This is a genomic window from Streptomyces sp. NPDC005281 (assembly GCF_040607495.1).
Lineage (GTDB): Bacteria > Actinomycetota > Actinomycetes > Streptomycetales > Streptomycetaceae > Streptomyces.
In genome coordinates, this window is sequence record NZ_JBEXGX010000011.1 from 104,730 (window position 1) to 123,531 (window position 18,802).

The 18,802-nt window shown below is 71.7% G+C and carries 18 protein-coding genes; 7 read left to right on the top strand and 11 right to left on the bottom strand.

The genetic code is table 11. The annotated features are described in order from the left end of the window. Positions 1-95: 95 nt before the first annotated feature. From ABZV42_RS17355 to ABZV42_RS17375, 5 genes are all read right to left on the bottom strand, one after another. Positions 96-1,358, bottom strand: coding sequence for an ABC transporter substrate-binding protein (locus ABZV42_RS17355; RefSeq protein WP_356052453.1), 1,263 nt, complete (start codon positions 1,356-1,358; stop codon positions 96-98). Next, a complete protein-coding gene (locus ABZV42_RS17360; protein WP_356052641.1) occupies positions 1,355-2,398 on the bottom strand; it encodes a branched-chain amino acid ABC transporter permease in 1,044 nt (347 codons plus the stop codon). Before ABZV42_RS17360 ends, ABZV42_RS17355 begins: the two co-directional genes overlap by 4 nt. Before the next feature lie 82 nt (positions 2,399-2,480). Continuing rightward, positions 2,481-3,371: a branched-chain amino acid ABC transporter permease gene (locus tag ABZV42_RS17365; protein WP_355978705.1), complete on the bottom strand. Its 891-nt coding sequence runs from the start codon at positions 3,369-3,371 to the stop codon at positions 2,481-2,483. After that, a complete protein-coding gene (locus ABZV42_RS17370) occupies positions 3,368-4,189 on the bottom strand; it encodes an ABC transporter ATP-binding protein (RefSeq protein WP_355978911.1) in 822 nt (273 codons plus the stop codon). The genes ABZV42_RS17365 and ABZV42_RS17370 overlap by 4 nt, the downstream gene beginning before the upstream one ends. 48 nt (positions 4,190-4,237) lie before the next feature. Continuing rightward, entirely contained in the window at positions 4,238-5,044 is an 807-nt protein-coding gene (locus ABZV42_RS17375) for an ABC transporter ATP-binding protein (RefSeq protein WP_356052455.1), read from the bottom strand. A 180-nt stretch (positions 5,045-5,224) separates the two neighbouring features. Between ABZV42_RS17375 and ABZV42_RS17380 the strand changes: the two genes are divergently transcribed. Further along, a complete protein-coding gene (locus ABZV42_RS17380; RefSeq protein ID WP_355978706.1) occupies positions 5,225-6,448 on the top strand; it encodes a helix-turn-helix domain-containing protein in 1,224 nt (407 codons plus the stop codon). Between the two features lie 159 nt (positions 6,449-6,607). Here the strand turns inward: ABZV42_RS17380 and ABZV42_RS17385 are convergent, their stop codons facing one another. Beyond that, positions 6,608-7,726: a glycerate kinase gene (locus tag ABZV42_RS17385; protein ID WP_356052643.1), complete on the bottom strand. Its 1,119-nt coding sequence runs from the start codon at positions 7,724-7,726 to the stop codon at positions 6,608-6,610. Between the two features lie 210 nt (positions 7,727-7,936). Between ABZV42_RS17385 and ABZV42_RS17390 the strand changes: the two genes are divergently transcribed. Next, positions 7,937-9,001, top strand: coding sequence for an ADP-ribosylglycohydrolase family protein (locus ABZV42_RS17390; RefSeq protein ID WP_356052457.1), 1,065 nt, complete (start codon positions 7,937-7,939; stop codon positions 8,999-9,001). 126 nt (positions 9,002-9,127) lie between these two features. Then, complete coding sequence (locus tag ABZV42_RS17395; RefSeq protein ID WP_355978711.1) at positions 9,128-9,619, top strand: NUDIX hydrolase; 492 nt, start codon at positions 9,128-9,130, stop codon at positions 9,617-9,619. Between the two features lie 180 nt (positions 9,620-9,799). Here ABZV42_RS17395 and ABZV42_RS17400 read toward each other — a convergent pair whose 3' ends face one another. Further along, positions 9,800-10,081 (bottom strand): SHOCT domain-containing protein, encoded by a 282-nt coding sequence (locus ABZV42_RS17400; protein WP_355978713.1) that lies wholly within the window; start codon positions 10,079-10,081, stop codon positions 9,800-9,802. Between the two features lie 252 nt (positions 10,082-10,333). Here ABZV42_RS17400 and ABZV42_RS17405 point away from each other — a divergent pair, with 252 nt between their 5' ends. Next, positions 10,334-10,762 carry a hypothetical protein gene (locus ABZV42_RS17405; protein ID WP_355978715.1) on the top strand — a complete coding sequence of 143 codons (429 nt, stop codon included), beginning with the start codon at positions 10,334-10,336 and terminating at the stop codon, positions 10,760-10,762. Positions 10,763-10,915: 153 nt separating this feature from the next. On the opposite strand, the gene ABZV42_RS17410 is transcribed toward ABZV42_RS17405, so the two are convergent. Next, complete coding sequence (locus tag ABZV42_RS17410; RefSeq protein ID WP_355978920.1) at positions 10,916-11,335, bottom strand: DUF6325 family protein; 420 nt, start codon at positions 11,333-11,335, stop codon at positions 10,916-10,918. Between the two features lie 160 nt (positions 11,336-11,495). Next, positions 11,496-12,140 (bottom strand): GAP family protein, encoded by a 645-nt coding sequence (locus tag ABZV42_RS17415; protein ID WP_355978923.1) that lies wholly within the window; start codon positions 12,138-12,140, stop codon positions 11,496-11,498. Between the two features lie 366 nt (positions 12,141-12,506). On the opposite strand from ABZV42_RS17415, the gene ABZV42_RS17420 reads away from it, so the two are divergent. After that, a complete protein-coding gene (locus tag ABZV42_RS17420; protein WP_355978717.1) occupies positions 12,507-13,925 on the top strand; it encodes a DUF2252 domain-containing protein in 1,419 nt (472 codons plus the stop codon). An 18-nt stretch (positions 13,926-13,943) separates the two neighbouring features. After that, on the top strand, positions 13,944-15,761 hold the full coding sequence (locus tag ABZV42_RS17425; RefSeq protein ID WP_356052459.1) for a glycoside hydrolase family 15 protein: 1,818 nt from the start codon (positions 13,944-13,946) through the stop codon (positions 15,759-15,761). On the opposite strand, the gene ABZV42_RS17430 is transcribed toward ABZV42_RS17425, so the two are convergent. Further along, positions 15,712-17,055, bottom strand: a complete 1,344-nt coding sequence (locus ABZV42_RS17430; RefSeq protein ID WP_355978721.1) for a chloride channel protein — start codon at positions 17,053-17,055, stop codon at positions 15,712-15,714. The genes ABZV42_RS17425 and ABZV42_RS17430 overlap by 50 nt on opposite strands. Positions 17,056-17,721: 666 nt before the next feature. Here ABZV42_RS17430 and ABZV42_RS17435 point away from each other — a divergent pair. Further along, positions 17,722-17,949: a hypothetical protein gene (locus tag ABZV42_RS17435; RefSeq protein WP_355978723.1), complete on the top strand. Its 228-nt coding sequence runs from the start codon at positions 17,722-17,724 to the stop codon at positions 17,947-17,949. Positions 17,950-17,978: 29 nt separating this feature from the next. On the opposite strand, the gene ABZV42_RS17440 is transcribed toward ABZV42_RS17435, so the two are convergent. Next, positions 17,979-18,617: a TMEM175 family protein gene (locus ABZV42_RS17440; RefSeq protein WP_356052460.1), complete on the bottom strand. Its 639-nt coding sequence runs from the start codon at positions 18,615-18,617 to the stop codon at positions 17,979-17,981. Positions 18,618-18,802: the final 185 nt, after the last annotated feature.

An 18,802-nucleotide genomic window follows, 5' to 3' on the forward strand; every position in this document is an offset into this window, starting at 1 on the left:
TGTGGCGGAGACTTCTGTGCCCGGGCGGAGTCCTTCCCGTCCCGTGCGCCCCCACGCGGGGGCGCACGGGATCAGGCGCCGGGCGCGCGCTGGTGTCAGGCGCCCGGTGTGTACCCCTGGGCGACGGACGAGGCCTCCGCCTCGCGGACGACCTTCATCCCGCCCACCGCGTTCTTGTCGGGCTGGAGGATGACGCTCTGCTTCGACGACGCCGACTTCGGGTCGGTGAAGTTCTGGGGGACGCCGAACCCAGGGTCGAACGAGTCGATGGTCAGCAGGGCCTTGTCGACTCCCTCGCGGGTGAGGTCCTTGGCCGCGCAGGCCTTCTTCAGCGCCTCGCCGAACGCCGACGCGGCCGTCCAGCCGGCGACCACGCCGTTGTCCAGGGCGTCCTTCGGATAGGCGGCCCTGTAGTCCGCCACCAGCTTCTTCGCCTTCGGGGTGTCCGCGCCGATCGGCAGCGAGGGGTTGGCCACGTAGAAGTTCGCCTCCAGGGCCGGGGCCGCCGCGGTGGCGAGGAGCTGCGGGGCGAACGCCGAGTTGTTGCCGATGACCGGCACGTCGAACTTCAGGGCCGCCGCGACCCCGACGAGGGAGGCCGCCTGCCGCGGACCGGCGCTGATCACGACGGCCTTGACCCCGGCCTTCTTCAGCGCGACGACCTGGCCGGTCATGTCGTTGTCCGTCGGCTTGATCTTCTGCTCGACGACCTTGAGACCCGACTGCTTCGCCATGTACCGCGAGCCGGTCAGGGCGTTCTCGCCGTAGTCCCCCTCGAAGTACACATGGCCGATGCTGTCGCCCTTCTTGAGCCCCTTCTCCTTCATCAGGAAGTCGATCGCGTTGATCGTCTCGATGTCGTACGTGGAGCCGATGGGCCGGATGTACGGGCTGCCCAGCAGGGTGGCCGACCAGGCCTGCGGCAGGACCAGACCCTTGTCCTGGCCGTCGATGCGCTGCTTGACGGCCGCGACGAACGGCGAGCCGATGAACTGGGTGAAGCCCAGCACCTTCGGCGCGAGCTCCGTGTAGCCGGAGACGGCCTTCTGCGGGTCGTAGCCGTGGTCGCGGACGGTCAGCGCCAGCTTGTAGCCGCAGACACCGCCGGCGGCGTTGGTCTGCTTCACATAGAGCTGCTGAGCCTGGGTGACGCTCTTGCCGAGCGTCGCGTAGACACCGCTCATGTCGGTGAGCGCCCCGAGGTTGATCGTCTTCCCTGAGATCCCCTCGCCGGTCTTCACCCCGCCGGCCGCCGGCTTGTCACCGCCGCCGGTCTTGGCCTTGGAGCTGCATCCGGCCAGCACGAGCAGGGCGGCCAGCGCCCCGGCGGCCAGCCGCGCGGTGTGTGTCGTTCTCATCGTTCCTCCCCTGGAGTGGCCCCGGGACGGGGCTTGACGCGGAGCCGGGCGGTCACCCTGACCAGGCCGCCCGGAAGAAAGAGCACCACCGCCACGACGGCGGCGCCGTACAGGTACCGGGCCGCCTCACCGGGCGCGATCCCGCCCGTGCCGGGGTCGGAGACGAGCGGCAGGGTGTCGCTGTAGCGGGTCAGAAGCTGCGGCAGCAGCGAGACGAAGACGGCCCCCGCCACCGCCCCGGCGACCGAGCCGAGCCCGCCGATGACGATCATGGCGAGGTAGTCGAGCGAGAGCGTGATCCCGAAGTAGTCCGGCACCGTGCGCTGGAAGACCAGGGCGAGCAGCACCCCGGCCAGACCCGCGTACATCGAGGACAGGACGAAGACGCCGGCGCGGTAGCGGGCGACGGGCACACCGATCACCCCGGCCGCGATCCGGTGGTCGCGGATGGCGTTCATCGCCCGGCCGGGGCGGCCGCGCAGCACCCCTCGGGCGAAGAGCCCGCAGCCGAGGAGCAGCAGCAGACCCACGTACCAGAGCTTCTCCGCCGAGCCGAACGGCACGTCCGCGACGACCAGCTCGCGGTCGTCGAACGTGAGCCCGAAGAGGCTCAGCGGCGGTACGTCACGGCCGTTGAAGCCGCCGGTCAGATCCCGGGCGTTGAACAGGACGTGCTGTCCGATGAAGATCAGGGCGAGTGTGGCGATGCCGAGGTAGGCACCGCGCAGCCGTCCCGCGATCGGGCTGAACAGACCGCCGGCGATGCCGGAGACAACCACGGCGAGCACGGCCGCGAGCCAGGTGGGCAGTCCCAGGCCGGTGAGCCCGTCGCCCCCGTCGGCGGCGAACACGCAGTAGCCGTACGCGCCGACCGCGAGGAAGAAGGCGTGCCCCATGGAGAGCTGCCCGGTCGCGCCGGTCAGGAGGTTCAGGCCGATCGCGCCGATCGCGGCGGCCATCGCGAAGAGTCCGGCCTCCAGCCAGAAGCGGTCGACGTAGAAGGGCAGGGCGAGCAGCAGGACGGCTCCGGCGGCCCCGATCGCGGTCCGGGGGCCGGGCGGCCGGACCGGGTGCCGGCGGGCGGCCCGGGGCGCGCTGCCTGCCTCGTCGCGGGTGAGGACCTCAGACACGGGCGAGCTCCTTCGTGCCGAACAGTCCGGCGGGCCGGATGAGCAGGATCGCGACCATGACGACGTAGGGCGCGAGATCGCCGAGGCCGCGCCCGAGGAAGGTGAGGTCGCTCTGGTAGCCGGTGGCCATGGACTCGGTGACGCCGACGAGGAGTCCGCCGACCAGCGCGCCGGTGGTCGAGTCGAGGCCGCCGAGGATCGCCGCGGGGAACGCCTTGAGCGCGGCCAGCGAGGTGGCGCGTTCGAGCCCGGGGGTCGGGAAGACGGTCAGGAACAGCGCGGCGACGGCCGCGAGGCCGCCCGCCACCGCCCAGGCCCCCAGTGACACCCGGCCGAGCCGGACGCCCATCAGGGCGGCGGTCTCCGGGCTCTCCGCGGCGGCGCGCGTCGCCACGCCCCAGGAGGTGAGCCGGAAGGCCAGCAGGAAGGCGGTGATGAGCAGGGACGCCGTGACGAAGGCCGCGATCCGGGTGTGGGCGATGGAGACCGGCCCGACGGTGAGGACGGCGTCGCCCCAGGGGTCGCCCATGGCCAGGACGTCCGTGCCGATCCGGCGGGTCAGCTCGGTGGTGAGCAGGATGTCGACGCCGATGGTGACGATGGCGAGGACGCTCTGGTCGGAGCCCCGGTAGCGGCGTATCACCAGGAACTCCACGGCGGCGCCCACCAGCGCGGCGCCCGCGACGCCCGCGAGCAGCGCTGGCCAGAAGCCGATGTCGTCGTGGAGGACCGCGGTGACATAGCCGCCCGCGAGCAGCAGGGAGGCGTGCGCGAAGTTGACGACCTCGGTGGCCCGGAAGATGACGACGAATCCGAGTGCGATGAGGGCGTAGACGGAGCCCAACGACAGTCCGTTGAGAAAGAGTTCGGCGAAGGTGCTCATGGCTGGGTCTCCTCTGGGTCGGCGCGCTCGCCCAGATAGGCGCGTACCACCGCCGGGTCGTTCTGTACGTCCGCGGGGGCGCCGTCGGCGATCCGGCGCCCGAAGTCCAGGACGGTCACCGCGTCCGCGAGCCGCATCACCACGCCCATGTCGTGTTCCACCAGCACGATCGAGATGCCGAGACTGTCGCGAACTCCCGCTACGACGGCGGCGGTACGGCGTCGTTCGTCGGCGGTCATGCCGGCGACGGGTTCGTCCAGGAGCAGGACCCGGGGTTCCATGCACAGGGCCCGGGCGAGCTCGGCGAGCTTCTGTTGTCCGTACGGCAACGAGCCTGCGGGCCTGTCGAGTTGGTCCTCCAGGCCGACGAACGCGGCGATCTCGCGGACGCGTTCGCGGTGGAGCCGGTCCTCGCGGGCCGCCGAGGGCAGCCGGAGTCCGGCGGCGAGGAATCCGGCGCGGGTCAGCCGGTGCCGGCCGAGGAGGAGACAGTCCTCGACGGTGGCGTGCGGGGGCAGCGCGAGGTTCTGGAAGATGCGGGCCACGCCGAGTCCGGCGATCCGGTGCGGCGGCAGCCCGGTGAGCTCGTGCTGCCCGAGGCGGACGCTTCCGGCGGCGGGCCGGCACACACCGGACAGCACGTTGAAACAGGTGGACTTCCCGGCGCCGTTGGGGCCGATGAGGGCGTGCACGGTGCCCGGACGCACGGTGAAGCTCACCGCGTCGAGCGCGGTCAGCCCGGCGAACCGGACGGTCACGTCCCGGACGTCGAGCGACGGAATGTCAGAGGGCGCGGTCGCCGGCTCGGTCGCCGACATCCTGCCCGGCGCGGGAGTTGACGTGCTGTCGCGTTCTTCCACGGCAGGTCACCCCTTCCAGCGGGACAGGGACGGAAGACCGTCGGACGGGGCCGCAGCGTCGGCCGCGGCGTCCTCGTCGACCACGCCGAGGTAGCGGCGGCGCACCTCGTCGGAGGCGGCGAGTTCGTCCGCGGGACCGGACAGGGTGACCTCGCCGACCTCCAGGACGTAGGCGCTGGACGCGAGGCGCAGGGCGAGGACGGCGTTCTGTTCGACGAGCAGGACGGAGGTGCCTTGCTCGTTGATCTCCCGCACGGTGTCGGCGATCCGCGCCGCCATCAACGGGGCGAGTCCGAGGGAGGGTTCGTCGAGCAGCAGCACCTTGGGGGCGCCCATGAGCGCCCGGCCGACCGCGAGCATCTGCTGCTCCCCGCCGGAGAGCAGCCCCGCCCGCTGTCCGGCGCGGTCGGCGAGGACGGGGAACAGTTCGTGCACGCGACGCAGGGCGCGCGCCCGCTCCGCGCGTCCACGGGGGCCGCCGAGTGCCCCGGCGCGCAGATTGTCCGCGACCGTCATACGGCTGAACACCCGGCGCCCTTCAGGGACTTGGGATACCCCGGCGGCCACCACCCGGTCCGGTGGAAGCCGGTCGAGCGGGCGTCCGCCGAGGGTGACCGTGCCGCCGGTGACCGCTCCCCCGTGGAAGGAGAGGGTCCGGCACACCGCCCGCAGCAGCGTCGACTTGCCCGCGCCGTTGCCGCCGAGCACCGTCACCACGGCTGCCTCGGGCACCTCCAACGACACATGGCGCAGAGCGCGTACGGGGCCGTATCCGACCGACAGTTCCCGCACGAGCAGAGCGGAACCGCCCATGGCATCTCCCTTGTCCTCGCTCGGTGTGGCGCTCACCTCAGCACCGGCGGACACCCCCGTCCACGGGCCGGGGCGGATACGCGGCGGCAGCCCACCGGTGGCGCCCGCCCGTTGTGCACGCGCACAACACCGCGTGTCAGGGGCCTGTGCGACCCCGGGTCCCGGTGGCATCCTCCGGCCATGGGAGGGCGCAGACCGCGGACCGGTCATGACTGGAAGCTGCTCGCGGAGTCGTGCACGGCTCTGCTGGAACGGCTGCCCGAGCTCGTCGACGAGCACGTCAGGCAGCTCACCGAGTACTCCCCCGTCTACGGACAGGTGCTGCCGTACGACCAGCAGTGGCGGGAGGCGGAGACCGCGATGCGCATCGGTATCAAGGCGATCTCCGCGCCGCGGGACTCACCGCGCCGCGATCTGGCGCACGCCGAGGAGGCGGGCAGGCGGCGGGCCCTCCAGGGGCTGCCGCTCGAACTCCTCGTGCACGCCTACCGCGCCGCGGGCTATCTGGTGTGGGACGCACTGATGGAGGGCGCGGCGAGCCGGGAGCCCGAGCGGCTCGGTGTGCTCATGCGGTGCGCCACGATGGTGTGGTCGGCGGTGGACGCGCAGGCCGCGACCGCCTCGGAGTCCTACCTCGCCACGGAACGGGAGCTGCGGCGGCGCACCGACGAGCAGTTGCAGGCGCTGCTCGACGCCCTGCTCGAGGGCCAGGAGGCACCCGGGCTCGCGGCGCGGGCGGCCGCAGGGCTCGATCTGCCCGAGCACGGACCGTACGCCGTCGTCGTGCTGCGGACGGAGCGTCACGACGGACGGGACGTCTGTGTCCGGCCGGTGGTGGGCGCGGGGCTGCGGTTCATCTGGCGGATGCGGGCCGACTGCGAGATCGCGGTGGTGGCGCTGGACGCCGGACAGGGTCTTGACGGGGTGGCCCGGCTGCTGGACGGACGCCGTTCGGGTCCGGGCGGCATCAGTCCTGTGGTCTCGGGTCTCGGCGAGCTGGGGCGGGCCCGGCGGTGGGCCGAACTGGCGCTGCGCACCTGTCCGCCGGACGCGACCGGTGTCGTACGCCTCGACCAGCGGATGCCGACGGCGCTCGTCGTGAGCCAGCCGGAGCTGGCGGGCCGGCTGGTGTCGGACGTGTTCGGCCCGCTGCTGGAGCTCGAACCCGGCGACCGGGCGGTGCTGATCGAGACGCTGGACATGTGGCTGGCCTGCGAGGGGTCCGCCGGGCGCGCGGCAGGACGTCTGTACTGCCACCGGAACACCGTCTTCAACCGCCTGCGCCGGCTGGAACAGCTGACCTCACGCCAACTGGCCCGGCCCCGCGACCTGATCGAGATGACCCTGGCCCTGGACGCCTACCGACTGGCGGGCGCCACGGCGGTCACGGGGCCGGGACGGTGAGACGGGGGCGGGGGCCGGGGCGGGGCGGGTGTGGCCCGCGATTCGTCCCGCGCGGTACAGCCGACGTCCGCGGAACAGCCGCCGCCCGCGGAACAGCCGACGTCCGCAGGACAACCGCAGCCCGCGGCACCCGGCCCAGGGCGGTGAGACCCCGACCCCTCAGACGAGGAAGTCCCGCCCGATGTTCTCCGCGACCCGCTCCAGGATCGGCCCGGCGTCGGCGATGCACTTCGCGATGTCCGGCTCCGCCTCGGTGAGCGGATAGGCCCGCCGGATGCCCGCCCTGCCGAGCGCCTCGGGCGGCAGGGCCAGACGGCCGCAGACCGCGACGACCTCCTTGCCCTGCGCCCGGGCGGCGGCCGCGACCCCGGCGGGCGCCTTTCCGTGCAGGGTCTGCGCGTCCAGCGACCCCTCACCGGTGATCACCAGCGTGGCACGCTCCAGCGCGGACGCGAAGCCGAGCACATCGAGCATCACGTCGATGCCGGGCCGGAAGCGTGCGCCGAGGACCAAGGCCCCGTAACCGACCCCTCCCGCGGCACCGGCGCCGGGCGCGCCGGCGTACCCGGCGGCCTTCGGCCCGATCTCCTTCTCCAGGACACCGGCGAAGTGGGTGAGGGCGGTGTCCAGCACCGCCACGTCGTCGGGACCGGCGCCCTTCTGAGGGCCGTAGACGGCGGGCGCGCCCTGGGGGCCGGTCAACGGGTTGTCCACGTCACTGGCGAGGACGAGGTCGACCGCGGCGAGCCGGTCGTCCAGGCCGGACAGATCGGCCTTCTGCACGTCACTCAGCGCGGCGCCGCCGGGAGCCACCGGCTCACCGTCCGCGTCGAGGAAGCGCGCGCCGAGCGCGGAGAGCATGCCCGCGCCGCCGTCCGTCGTCGCGCTGCCGCCCACGCCGAAGACGATCGTGCGCGCACCGGCGTCCAGCGCGGCGCGCAGCAGTTCCCCGGAGCCGTACGTCGAGGACGAGAGCGGCGCGAAGACGCCCTTGGGCAGCCGCTGCAACCCGCTCGCCTCGGCCATCTCCACGACCGCGGTGTCCCCGCGCAGCGCGAACGCGGCGGTCACCTCGTGGCCCAGCGGTCCGGCCACGCGCACCTCGCGGCGCTCGAATCCGGCCGCGACCGCCGCGTCGACGGTGCCGTCGCCGCCGTCGGCCACGGGCAGCGACTCGACCTCGACGTGCGGCGCGGCCCGTCGCAGCCCGGCCGTCACCCGCTCCGCGACCTGTACGGCCGTGAGCGATCCCTTGAACTTGTCCGCCGCGATGAGCACACGCGGGGTCCGATCCACAGCAGCGTCCGCCACCTTGCATTCCCCTTGCTTCCTGGCCTTGCACACGTCAAGGCAGTCGCGCCGCTGCGACCATAACCGGAGCGGGCCCCCGCCGTCATGCCCCTGCCCAACCCGCGGGACCGCCCCGGCGTACCCGGCTCCGCCCCGTCCCGGCGCGCACGCCCGGCCGGAATTGGGTAGACCGGAGCCATGACCCCTGTGGGCACCGACATCGCCGACCGCGTCCTCGGAGGCTGGCTGGGCCGGATCGCGGGCAACATGCTCGGCAAGCCGGTCGAGCAGGGCGACCACTGGACGCGGGACCGGATCGACCGCTATCTGCGGCAGGCCGGGGCCCTGCCCCTGACCGACTATCTCCCCGGGCCCGCCGACGAAGACGGGGGCGAGTTCGAGCTGCGGCCGGAGTGGCGCAGCTGCGTGCGCGGCCGCATCCACGGCAGCTGCCGTGACGACGACGTGGACTACGCGATCCTCGGACTCGACCTGCTGGAGACGCACGGCTTCTCGTTCAGCACCGAGCAGGTCGGTGACCTGTGGCTGGCGCGCCTTCCGTATCTCCAGACGTTCACGGCGGAGCGCGCCGCCTACCGCAACCTCGCCAAGGGCCTGAAACCGCCGGTGACGGCGACGTACGAGAATCCCTACCAGGAGTGGATCGGCGCGCTGATCCGCGCGGACGTCTACGGCTGGACGTCCCCGGGACTGCCGAAGCGCGCGGCCTCGCTGGCCCGCCGTGACGCCGTTCTGTCCCATACAGGCAACGGTGTCTACGGCGCGATGTGGGCGGCGGCGCTGATCTCCGCGTCCTTCACCGCCCCGTCCGTCCGGGACGCGCTGGGCACGGCGCTCGACGTGATCCCGGCGAGCAGCCGTCTGTCCCGTACCGTGCGCCGGGTGATCGCGCTCCACGAGACCCGTATGACCTGGGAGGACACGCTCACCACCCTGTCCGAGGAGACCTCGGGGATGGGCTGGATCCACACGGTCCCGAACGCGGCGGTGCTGACCGCCGGGCTGCTGTACGGCGACGGGGACTTCACCCGCACCATCACGCTGACGGTCCGGGGCGGCCTGGACACGGACTCGAACGGCGCGACCGCGGGTTCCGTCGCGGGCGTCCTGTGCGGGGCGGAGGCGATTCCCCCGCAGTGGAAGGACCCGCTGGAGGACACCGTCCGCAGCGCGGTGTTCGGCTTCGACGGGGTACGGATCAGCGAGCTGGCATCACGCACGGTCGCCCTGGTCGAAGCCTGAGCCGGAACCCGGGCCCGCGGCGCTGGCGGAGATCCGGTCCGGGCCGGGTTCCGGGGCCGGCGCAGACGGAGGCGCCGCCGAAGGCGCAGACGGAGAACGCGCGGGTCTTCTCGTTACCCTGCCGAAGTGACCACTTCGGACTTCGCCGCGTACATCGCCGGCCTGCCCCGCGTCCTCGCCGGGGCCGCCACCCTCTTCCGCGACACCGACGGGCGGGTACTGCTCGTCGAACCGAACTACCGCGAGGGCTGGACACTTCCGGGCGGAACGGTGGAGTCGGACGAAGGCGAGAGCCCGCGGCAGGGCGCGCGCCGCGAGACCGCCGAGGAGATCGGCCTGGACGTGGAGCTCGGACGGCTGCTGGCGGTCGACTGGGTCCTCGGGACGGGACGCCCGCCGCTGGTGGCCTATCTGTACGACGGTGGGGTGCTGGGCGAGCGGGACCTGGAGGCGATCCGGCTCCAGGAGGAGGAGCTGCTGTCCTGGCGGCTGGTGCCGCGCGAGGAGCTGGCCGCCCACCTGCCGGGCGCCTCGGGCCGCCGGGTCCTCACCGCGCTCGACGTCCTGGCGGACGGTTCGGGAACGGCGGAACTGGAGAACGGCCACCGGGTGGGCTGACGAGCAGTCCGTGGTTGGCTGACCAGCGGTCCGCCCGGTACGCGACCAGCCCCGGCGGGCCGCCGGGACCGGTCACAGCCCGGCGGCCGAGAGCTCACCTCTCGGCCGCCGGGCATGTGTTTCGCGATGTGGTCCCCCGTCGGGGTTCTCGTCAGGGTTCCCCGACGGGGTCGAGTGCGGTCAGCCGAGGATCCGGGCCTTCTGCGCCTCGAACTCGGCCTCACTGAGCACGCCCTGGGCCTTGAGCTCCCCGAGCTGCTTCAGCTGATCGATCTTGCTGGTCATGTCATCGGCCGGAGCAGCGGGCGGAGGCGGAGGCGGGGGCTGCTGCTCCTGGTACTGCTGCTGCGTTTCCTGCTGCGCCCACCGTCCCTGCTGACGACGTGACACACGATTCGAGACGGCGGTGGCCGTACCGGCCACCACGGCGGTGCGGGCGACCCCGCGGAGGAGACCTGGCACGGTGGTTTCCTTTCCGGCGCGAGACATACGGAACGAGCCCGAAAGGGATTCCATCCCCTGCGCGCACCGAATTGACCTCGGCGCACCGGGCAGCTCCATTGGAGCACCGAACGCATTCCCCCGCACCTCGATCCCGCCCCCGTCGGGCGTGATATCCGAGATCTGCCGGTCCGTCATTCCCATGGCAAGCTGAAATGTGGGCCACCGACCGTCGCCCGGTCAGTGGCGAGGTCTACGCAGGAGGAGCTCGCAATGGCCACGACGGGTATGCACCAACGGGGAACCGCCGGCAGTTCGGGGGCGTGGGTGTCCGGCTGGACCGCCTTCGCAGGAGTCATGATGATCTTCGGAGGTGCGATGGCGATATTCCAGGGGATCGCCGCCATCGCCAAGGACGACGTCTTCGTCACCACCGGCAACTACGTCTACACCTTCAACCTCACGAGCTGGGGCTGGATCCACCTCACCCTCGGCGTCCTGGTCGTCCTCGCCGGCATCGCCGTGTTCCGCGGCATGCTGTGGGCCCGGATCGCAGGCATCACCCTGGCGGGACTGGCCATGGTCGCCAACTTCATGTGGCTGCCGTACTCCCCGGTGTGGGCCAGCGTGTTGATCGCGATCGACGCCTTCGTCATCTGGGCGTTGTGCGTCGGAACCGACCGGGACGCCCGTACCGCGTAGCCGGCCGCGACCTCTCTGAATCCCAGGCCGACGGCGGCCCCGCACCGACGGGTGCGGGGCCGCCGTCGGTGCGGAATCACCGTCGGCCTGCGACTCTCCTGCGTCTTCGCGAGCGCTCGCGAAGACGCAGGAGAAAACGGATGCGGAGACGGACTATCCGGCGTCCGTCTCTTCGAGCGCTGCCAGCACGGCAGGCACGGGGATACGGCCGGAGGCGACCAGCTGGGCTCCCCCGCGCCGCAGCGCGGCGGCGAAGGGCGCCGCCCACACGTTCTCGTAGACCAGGATTCCGGCGGAGTTGCCGGGCTCCAGCGCCTTCCCGGCCTCCGCGATGTCGTCCTCGCCCAGCAGGCCGGAGGACACACCCTCGAACACGGCTAGGTCGAGGGCTCCGTCTCCGTCGAAGTCGGCGACCTCCATGCCGGCGACGGTTCCGTCCTCGTCCTTTCTCACGAACAAAAGGTCGAGAATCCGAATGAGGCCGCGGTCGACGAGATCGACCAGGATCGGAAGCCCCTCACCGGTCATTCGGTTACCGGGAAACTCCACGACGATATAGTCGATCGGTCCCATCTCGACGAATTCATCTTCGCTCACGGCTTCACCCCTGCGTGGTCATGGTCTTCCCCCGCCCCTGGTCAATGCCATTGCAGCACCGGACGGTAGCCACCGCATTTCGGTACGACGCCTTGGCCGGTGCCCGGACGGCGCGGGCCGGGTCGTCCGGAGGGGGTCACGCGGTCAGCTGGTAGATGCTCTTGCCCACCAGCCACAGCCCCAGGAACAGGAACAGCGACACCAGCGCCTTGTCCTGATGCCGCTCCATCCACGCGCGCAGCTTTTCGAGCCGCACATGGGCCGTTCGCGGGGCGAAGGTGGCGTAGAGCTCCATCGTCAGAAGGCTGGAACTGGCCAGCAGGACGTAGCCCATCAGGGCCGCGTACGACGCGGCGTGCCCGAGGTCGGCGCTCACGACGGTGGAGGCGCCGGCCGCGATCATCCCCCACGGCTGGAGCAGCAGCGCGAGTCCGGCCGCCGTCCAGGGGGAGATGCGTTCGATCCGGGACATGAAACCGGAGTGCTGCGGCCGCTTGCCCATGTTGCGCCGGGCGCGTTCCGCGTAGAGGACGAGTCCGACGCCGATGGCCAGTTTTCCGGCCAGCGCGGCCGTGGACGGCGCGGACCTGGGGGGCGGTGGCTGTCCGCCGGTCATGAGCAGCACGGCGGCGATGATCCCGACGAAGGAGGCAAGCCAGGTCAGGATGAAGGCGAGGCCCTTCCAGATCCCGTTGCGCGACGAGAGCACCAGCACGAATCCGGTGACCGGCAGCGGGTCCAGGGTGATCGCCAGACCGATGAGGAGCAGGTCAAGGACCATCGCCGCCCCCGCGTGGTCCCGCCGGGCCCGGCGCCGCCGTATCGCGCATGACTTCATCGTCACCTCCCCCGGGCAGGTCCACAAATCCGGTGTTCCGCCACGGGCGGGGGCCCGATCGGCCCAACTCGCCGGACATATGGCCCGGGGCTACCTTGGTGATCGGACCGGGCCCCTCCACCTCGACCTGTGCGCCGCCGACCGCGTGTACGTCGCCGGCGCGCCGCGCGTGGCCGACGAGCCGGACGCAGTCGGCCGCCCGCACGTACCCGACAGGAGCTTCCCTCCCGAGCATCGGCGCGGTGATCCCTCGCCGACCGCCCTCGCCGGCGCCCCGCGCACCGGCGACCTCTTCGCGGAGCGTCTGCAATGACTCCCAAACACCCGGCCGGCAGCCATCCCCCGCACCACACCGCGGCGGAACGCGCCGCGCTCGGCAAGGCCGCCCGGTCGGCCGTGCCGCGCTCCAGCCACGCCGACTTCGCCCCCGCGCCGAAGCGGCCGGACCCGGTGGACATCGTGGAGGCGCAGTCCGCGACCCGGGTGCCCGAGCTCGTACCGATCCGCTACGGCCGGATGACCGAGTCGCCGTTCCGTTTCTACCGCGGGGCGGCCGCCATCATGGCCGCGGACCTCGCCGGCACTCCCCGGTCCGGGATCAGGGCCCAACTGTGCGGTGACGCTCACCTGTTGAACTTCCGGCTGCTGGCCTCGCCGGAGCGCCGGATGATGTTCGACATCAACGACTTCGACGAGACGCTGCCCGGCCCCTGGGAGTGGGACGTCAAACGGCTGTCCGCCAGCTTCGTCATCGCGGGCCGGGCGAACGGCTTCAGCGCCAAGGAGCGCGCCGACATCGTCCGTACGACGGTACGGTCGTACCGCGAGTGGATGAGACGCTTCGCCGGGCTGGGCAATCTCCCCGTGTGGTACACGCACTTCGACGAGGACTGGGTACGGACCCATATCGCCGGGGACCTGGGGTCGCGGGGCCGGGACCAGTGGAAGAGGACGACCGACAAGGCGCGGACCCGGGACACTCTCCAGGCGTTCAACAAGCTCACGCACATCGTCGACGGCAAGGCCCTGATCGCCCCGGATCCCCCGCTCGTCGTACCGTTGCAGGATCTGCTCCCCGACATGGAGCGGGACGCTCTGGAGAAGCAGCTCCGCAGGCTGATCGGGAGCTACGGCAAGAGTCTGAACTCGGACCGGCGTTACCTGCTGGAGGGGTACCAGTTCGTCGACGTGGCCCGCAAGGTCGTCGGGGTCGGCAGTGTCGGCACCCGCTGCTGGATCATCCTCCTGCTCGGCCGGGACGAATCGGATCCGCTGCTGCTCCAGGCCAAGGAGGCGGACGAGTCGGTGCTGGCGCCGTACGCAGGCGCGAGCGAGTTCCGGACGCAGGGCGAGCGTGTGGTCGCGGGCCAGCGGCTGATGCAGGCCACCAGCGACATCTTCCTGGGCTGGGAGCGGGCCGCCGGTATCGACGGCCGCCGACGCGACTTCTACGTACGGCAGTTGCGGGACTGGAAGGGCATCGCCGAGCCCGAGCTCATGGTGCCGGCCGGCATGCGGGCCTTCGGCGAGCTGTGCGGTGCCACGCTGGCCCGCGCGCACGCGAGGTCGGGCGACCGGATCGCCATCTCCTCCTATCTGGGCGGGGGTGACGTCTTCGACCGGGCGCTCGTCCCGTTCGCCGAGGCGTACGCGGACCAGAACGAGAAGGACCATCAGGCACTCGTCGACGCCGTCCGCTCGGGGCGCGTCCGGGCCGAAGCGGCCTGACAAGACAAGGAGGCCAGCATGGATCGCTATCCGCCCATCGCCGACCACGGTCTGATCGGGGACCTCCAGACCGCGGCCCTGGTCTCGTCACAGGGTGTGGTCGACTGGTTCGCGGCACCGCGCTTCGACTCCCCCAGTGTCTTCGCCTCGCTGCTCGACCACGACGGGGGCGGCTTCTTCCGCCTCGCGCCCGATCACCCCGAGGGAACGTGGAGGCAGCTCTACTACCCGGACTCGGCCGCCGTGGTGACCCGCTTCATGTCCCCGGACGGCGTGGGCGAGACCATCGACTACATGCCGGTCCTCACGGGCCTGACACCGAGCGACCGGCACACTCTCGTACGCATCATCCGTACCGTGCGCGGCACCGTGCACTTCGGACTGGAGTGCCGGCCGCGCTTCGACTACGCGCGGGCGCGCCACGAACTCGACCTGTCGTCCGGCACGGCGACGTTCCGGTCCCCGGGAGCGACCGCCTATCTCCAGGGCAACATCCCGCTCGAACGCGACGGCGACGACGTCCGGGGCGGCATCACCCTGAAGAACGGCGAGACGGCGGCCGCGCTGTTCACGGTGTGCGGGCCCGATGGCGAGGTTCCGCCGCAGCCGTCGATCGACGGGGTCACCGACGACCTCTGGAGCAACGTCGACTTCTGGCAGAAGTGGGTGCGCACCTCGAACTACCGGGGCCGCTGGACGGAGATGGTGCACCGCTCCGCCATCACCCTCAAGCTCCTGACCTACGCCCCGACCGGAGCGCCGGTCGCCGCCGCCACGATGGGGCTGCCGGAACAGGTCGGCGGCGAACGCAACTGGGACTACCGCTACACCTGGGTGCGGGACGGCTCCCTGTCGGTGCGGGCGCTGCTCGACCTCGGTTTCGTGGAGGAGGCGACCCACTTCACCCGTTGGCTGGGCGAGCGGCTGCGGGAGCGCGAAGGGCCGGACGACGAACCCCTCCAGATCATGTACCGGGTGGACGGCGACCCGCATCTCACGGAGGAGGTCCTGGAGCACTTCGAGGGCTACCGCGGCTCGTACCCGGTACGGGCCGGCAACGCGGCCACCGGCCAGTTGCAGCTCGACATCTACGGCGAGGCCCTCTACGCGCTGGCCGAGGGCCGCGCTGTGGGTGAACAGGGCGGCTACCAGGGCTGGAAGGCGCTGACCGGCATCCTCGACTGGCTCGCCGACTCCTGGGACCGCCCGGACGAGGGAGTCTGGGAGACACGGGGCGGGCGCAAGGACTTCACCTACAGCCGGATCATGTGCTGGGCCGCCTTCGACCGGGGCCTGAAGCTGGCCACGGAGTTCAGCAGGCCGGCCGACACCGTCCGCTGGACGAAGGCCCGGGACGCGATCCTCGAACAGGTCATGGCGCGCGGCTGGAACAAGGAGCAGCGGGCCATCGTCCAGCACTACGACAGCGACGTCCTGGACGCGTCGCTGCTGCTGGCCCCCCGCGTCGGCTTCGTGTCCCCGCGGAGCCCCGGCTGGCTGACCACACTGGACGCCATGGAGCGCGTCCTCGTCTCCGACAGCCTCGTCTACCGCTACGACCCGAAGGCCTCCCCGGACGGACTGCGCGGCTCCGAGGGGACGTTCAGCCTCTGCACGTTCCTGTACGTCGACGCGCTCGCCCGGGCGGGACGGCTCCCCCAGGCCCGCTACACCTTCGAGAAGATGCAGACGTACGCCAACCATGTCGGCCTGTTCGCCGAGGAGATCGGCCCCAGTGGCGAGCAACTGGGCAACTTCCCACAGGCGTTCACCCATCTCTCCCTCATCATGGCCGCGACGACGCTGGACGAGGCCCTCGACCGGCTGCGGCCCTGAACGGCGGGATGTCCGGGCCCTGCGGAAGCAGTTCGACGGTCACGAAGGACACCACGGCGGCGAGCACGATCACCGGCACCGTTGCCGAGTTGCCCACCAGGAGCACGACCAGCACGACACAGCTGACCGGCAGCCTGAGAGCGGCGGCGGACGCGGCGGCCATGCCCGCCGCCATGGCCGGCGCGACGCCGAACCCCGGGAGCGGTGCCAGCAGGGCGCCCATCGCCCCGCCGAGGAACAGCGAGGGGAACACCGGGCCGCCCCTCAAGGTGCCCAGGCACAGGCCGTACGCGATGGACTTGAGCACCACCACGGCCACCAGGCTGCCGACCGACCACGCGTGCGGGTGGGCGGCGAGCTGGGCGAGGGTGTTCTGGCCGGACAGGGCCACCTCGGACGGCGAGCGCCCGGTGAGGGCCGCGTAGAGCGCCGCGCAGCCGCCGGCGCCGAGCGCGCACAGCACGGTGGTCCGCAGGGTGTGCGAGGCCACGGAGCGGGCCGCGTACCGGCCGCCCACGATCACCCAGTGGATGCCGACCCCGATGACGAACGCCATGAGCACCGACCAGACCACGTCCCCGGTGTCGAGGGTCGAGGGCGCGGGCAGTCCGATCTTGAGGCTGCCGGTCTGGAGTCCGGTCCAGTCGCCGAATCCGGTGAACACGATGGCGCCGACCCCGCTGGCGAGCAGCGCGGGCAGCATCACCGCGAAGAGCTGGGGCCCGCCCACACCGGCGACCTCCATCAGCAGCACGGCGGCCACCAGGGGGCTGCCGAAGATCGCCGAGATGGCCGCGGCGGCGCCCGCCGCACCGAGCAGCGCCGTGCTCGCCTTGGTCGCGGGAGCCCGTACGAGATCCCGGAAGAGCAGGGCCAGACCGCCGCCGAGGGCGATCAGCGGTGACTCCGGGCCGAGCACCGCTCCCAGCGGGAGGCTGGCCAGAGCGGCGAGCGCGACGCCCGGCAGTGCCGAGGTCGACACCCCGCCGGCGTGCAGTCCCGAGGCCGGGATGTGTCCGCCGCGGCCCGGAAGCCACAGCACGATCAGGCCCACCAGCACCCCGGCCAGAAGCATCGGGGGAAGCGGCCACCACCACGGCGGATCCGACCAGCCGAGATCGTGCGGCCACTGCTCCCACATCAGATGTTCCAGCTCGTGGAGCAGCACCAGGAACCAGAACGCGACCAGCGAGACCGGGACGCCGATCACGGCACAGAACACCAGCGCGCGCCGGTACGCGGGCTGGACCAGCATGTCCCGCAACTGCTCGGCCTCGGTGGGCTGACTCGCCACCGGAGCCCCACCCCCGGCCTCCCCGGACGACTCCCCCGAAACAGCTCCGGACTCCCGGGACTTCCCGGATTCCCCGGACTCCCGGGACGCCCCCGACCTCCCGGACTCCCCCGGCTTCCCGGGCTCCCCGGGCTCCCCGGACCCTCCAGGCTCCCCGGACTCCTCCGGCTTCGGCTCGGTGATGGCTCTTCTCCTACGTCCGCTCGGAGGAATGCTGCCGTCGGAGCGCGAGCGTACCCACGGGGCCCGCCGCACCGGCGCTGCCCGCGCACGGACCCCCGAAAACCCTCCGGGTGGACGCGCCGCCGACACTCCGGCGGCCCGCCGCGGGCTTCCTGCCGGGCAGGCCTTCGGCGCCACACCCACCGCGATCCGACACATCCACCGCCTCGGCCGTGTCTGGCACTCCCGCGCCCCAGGCGGCCCCGGCGCGCCAGATGTGACCGCTTGTACGCCGCCGGATTCACCCACCGCCGCGGGAAACATCGACGTGGCCGTCCGGGCGGAAGGCTTCGAGGTGCTCCTCGGGTCACCCGATTCCGGGATCGCGTTTCGCGCCGGCACTGCTCGGTTGGCCAGGACACACGCGTATCTCGCCTCGGGCAGTCACTGAATCCCGACACCCGTGTCCGAACGCCCATCCGTCCGTCATGCCATGCTCAGATCATGAGCGCATTCAGGAGTGATCTGGACCTGGAGGTCTACGACGTGACCGGCAACGGTGTGCAGGTCGACGTCGCAACCAACGCCCTGAACGGCACCGTTCGGCTGGCGGTGCTGTTCACCCAGGAGATCTTCCTGTCGGCCGATGACGCCGAGCGAGTCGCCCAATCGCTGCTGCGCGCCGCGGAACACGCTCGCCGCTTCGAACCGAAGCCGGCCCCGGAGCTGTAGAAGGCCGCGAACGGGCCACTTCGAGGGATTCATCGTCGGCTCGCCGCGCGCAGGCGTTTGCCTCGCCTTCCCGCTGCCGCCTTGAGGGGGATCAGCACCACCCACCACAACTTCGCGACCGTCGGGGACACGAAGGCAAGCGGCACCGCGATGGTGAAGACGGCCACCGTCGACGCCAGATCGGCCACATCGTTGCGGGCGACGGAGTCGGGGAGGGCCTCGCCGCCGAGCCACGGGCGCTTCCACAACACGACCGCCAGCGCGAGCTGTGCCGCTCCCACGGCCGCGACGGCGCCGGAGTAGGCGGCCACCGACTGCGGCCTGTCCCCGTACTCGGCCAGCAGGGTGGTGGGGAAGGGCATCAGGGCGACCAGTCCCAGGCTCAGCAGGCCGAGCCGGATGACCGTCCCGTCGACTTCCCGTGTGTACCGGAACATCTCGTGGTGGCCCCGCCAGAACGCCGCGATGGCCAGGAAGCTGATGGCGTACGCCACCAGGTTGGGCATCACATCGCCCAGCGCCCGCTCGAAACCGGCGGGGTCCAGCCCGGCGGGCAGCGTGATGTCCAGCGCCAGCAGCGTCATCGCGATCGCGAAAACGCCGTCCGACAGCGCGAGGAGCCGCGCCGCGCCCCCCTCGTCGTCCCTCGCTTGCCCATGGCCGTTCACAGCCCCTCACCCTAGGATCAAACATCCTGGAATGCCCTGATTGACCCTTCCTCGTGCAGGCGGCCTTCGGTGGTGGGCGAACGAGCCTGGATCCGAGGCGGTTGCCGAACGAACGACAGGCCCTGGACACCGCCACGTGGTGGCCGCGCCGGAGCCGCTGCGTCGCTGGGCGGCAAGCCGTTCCG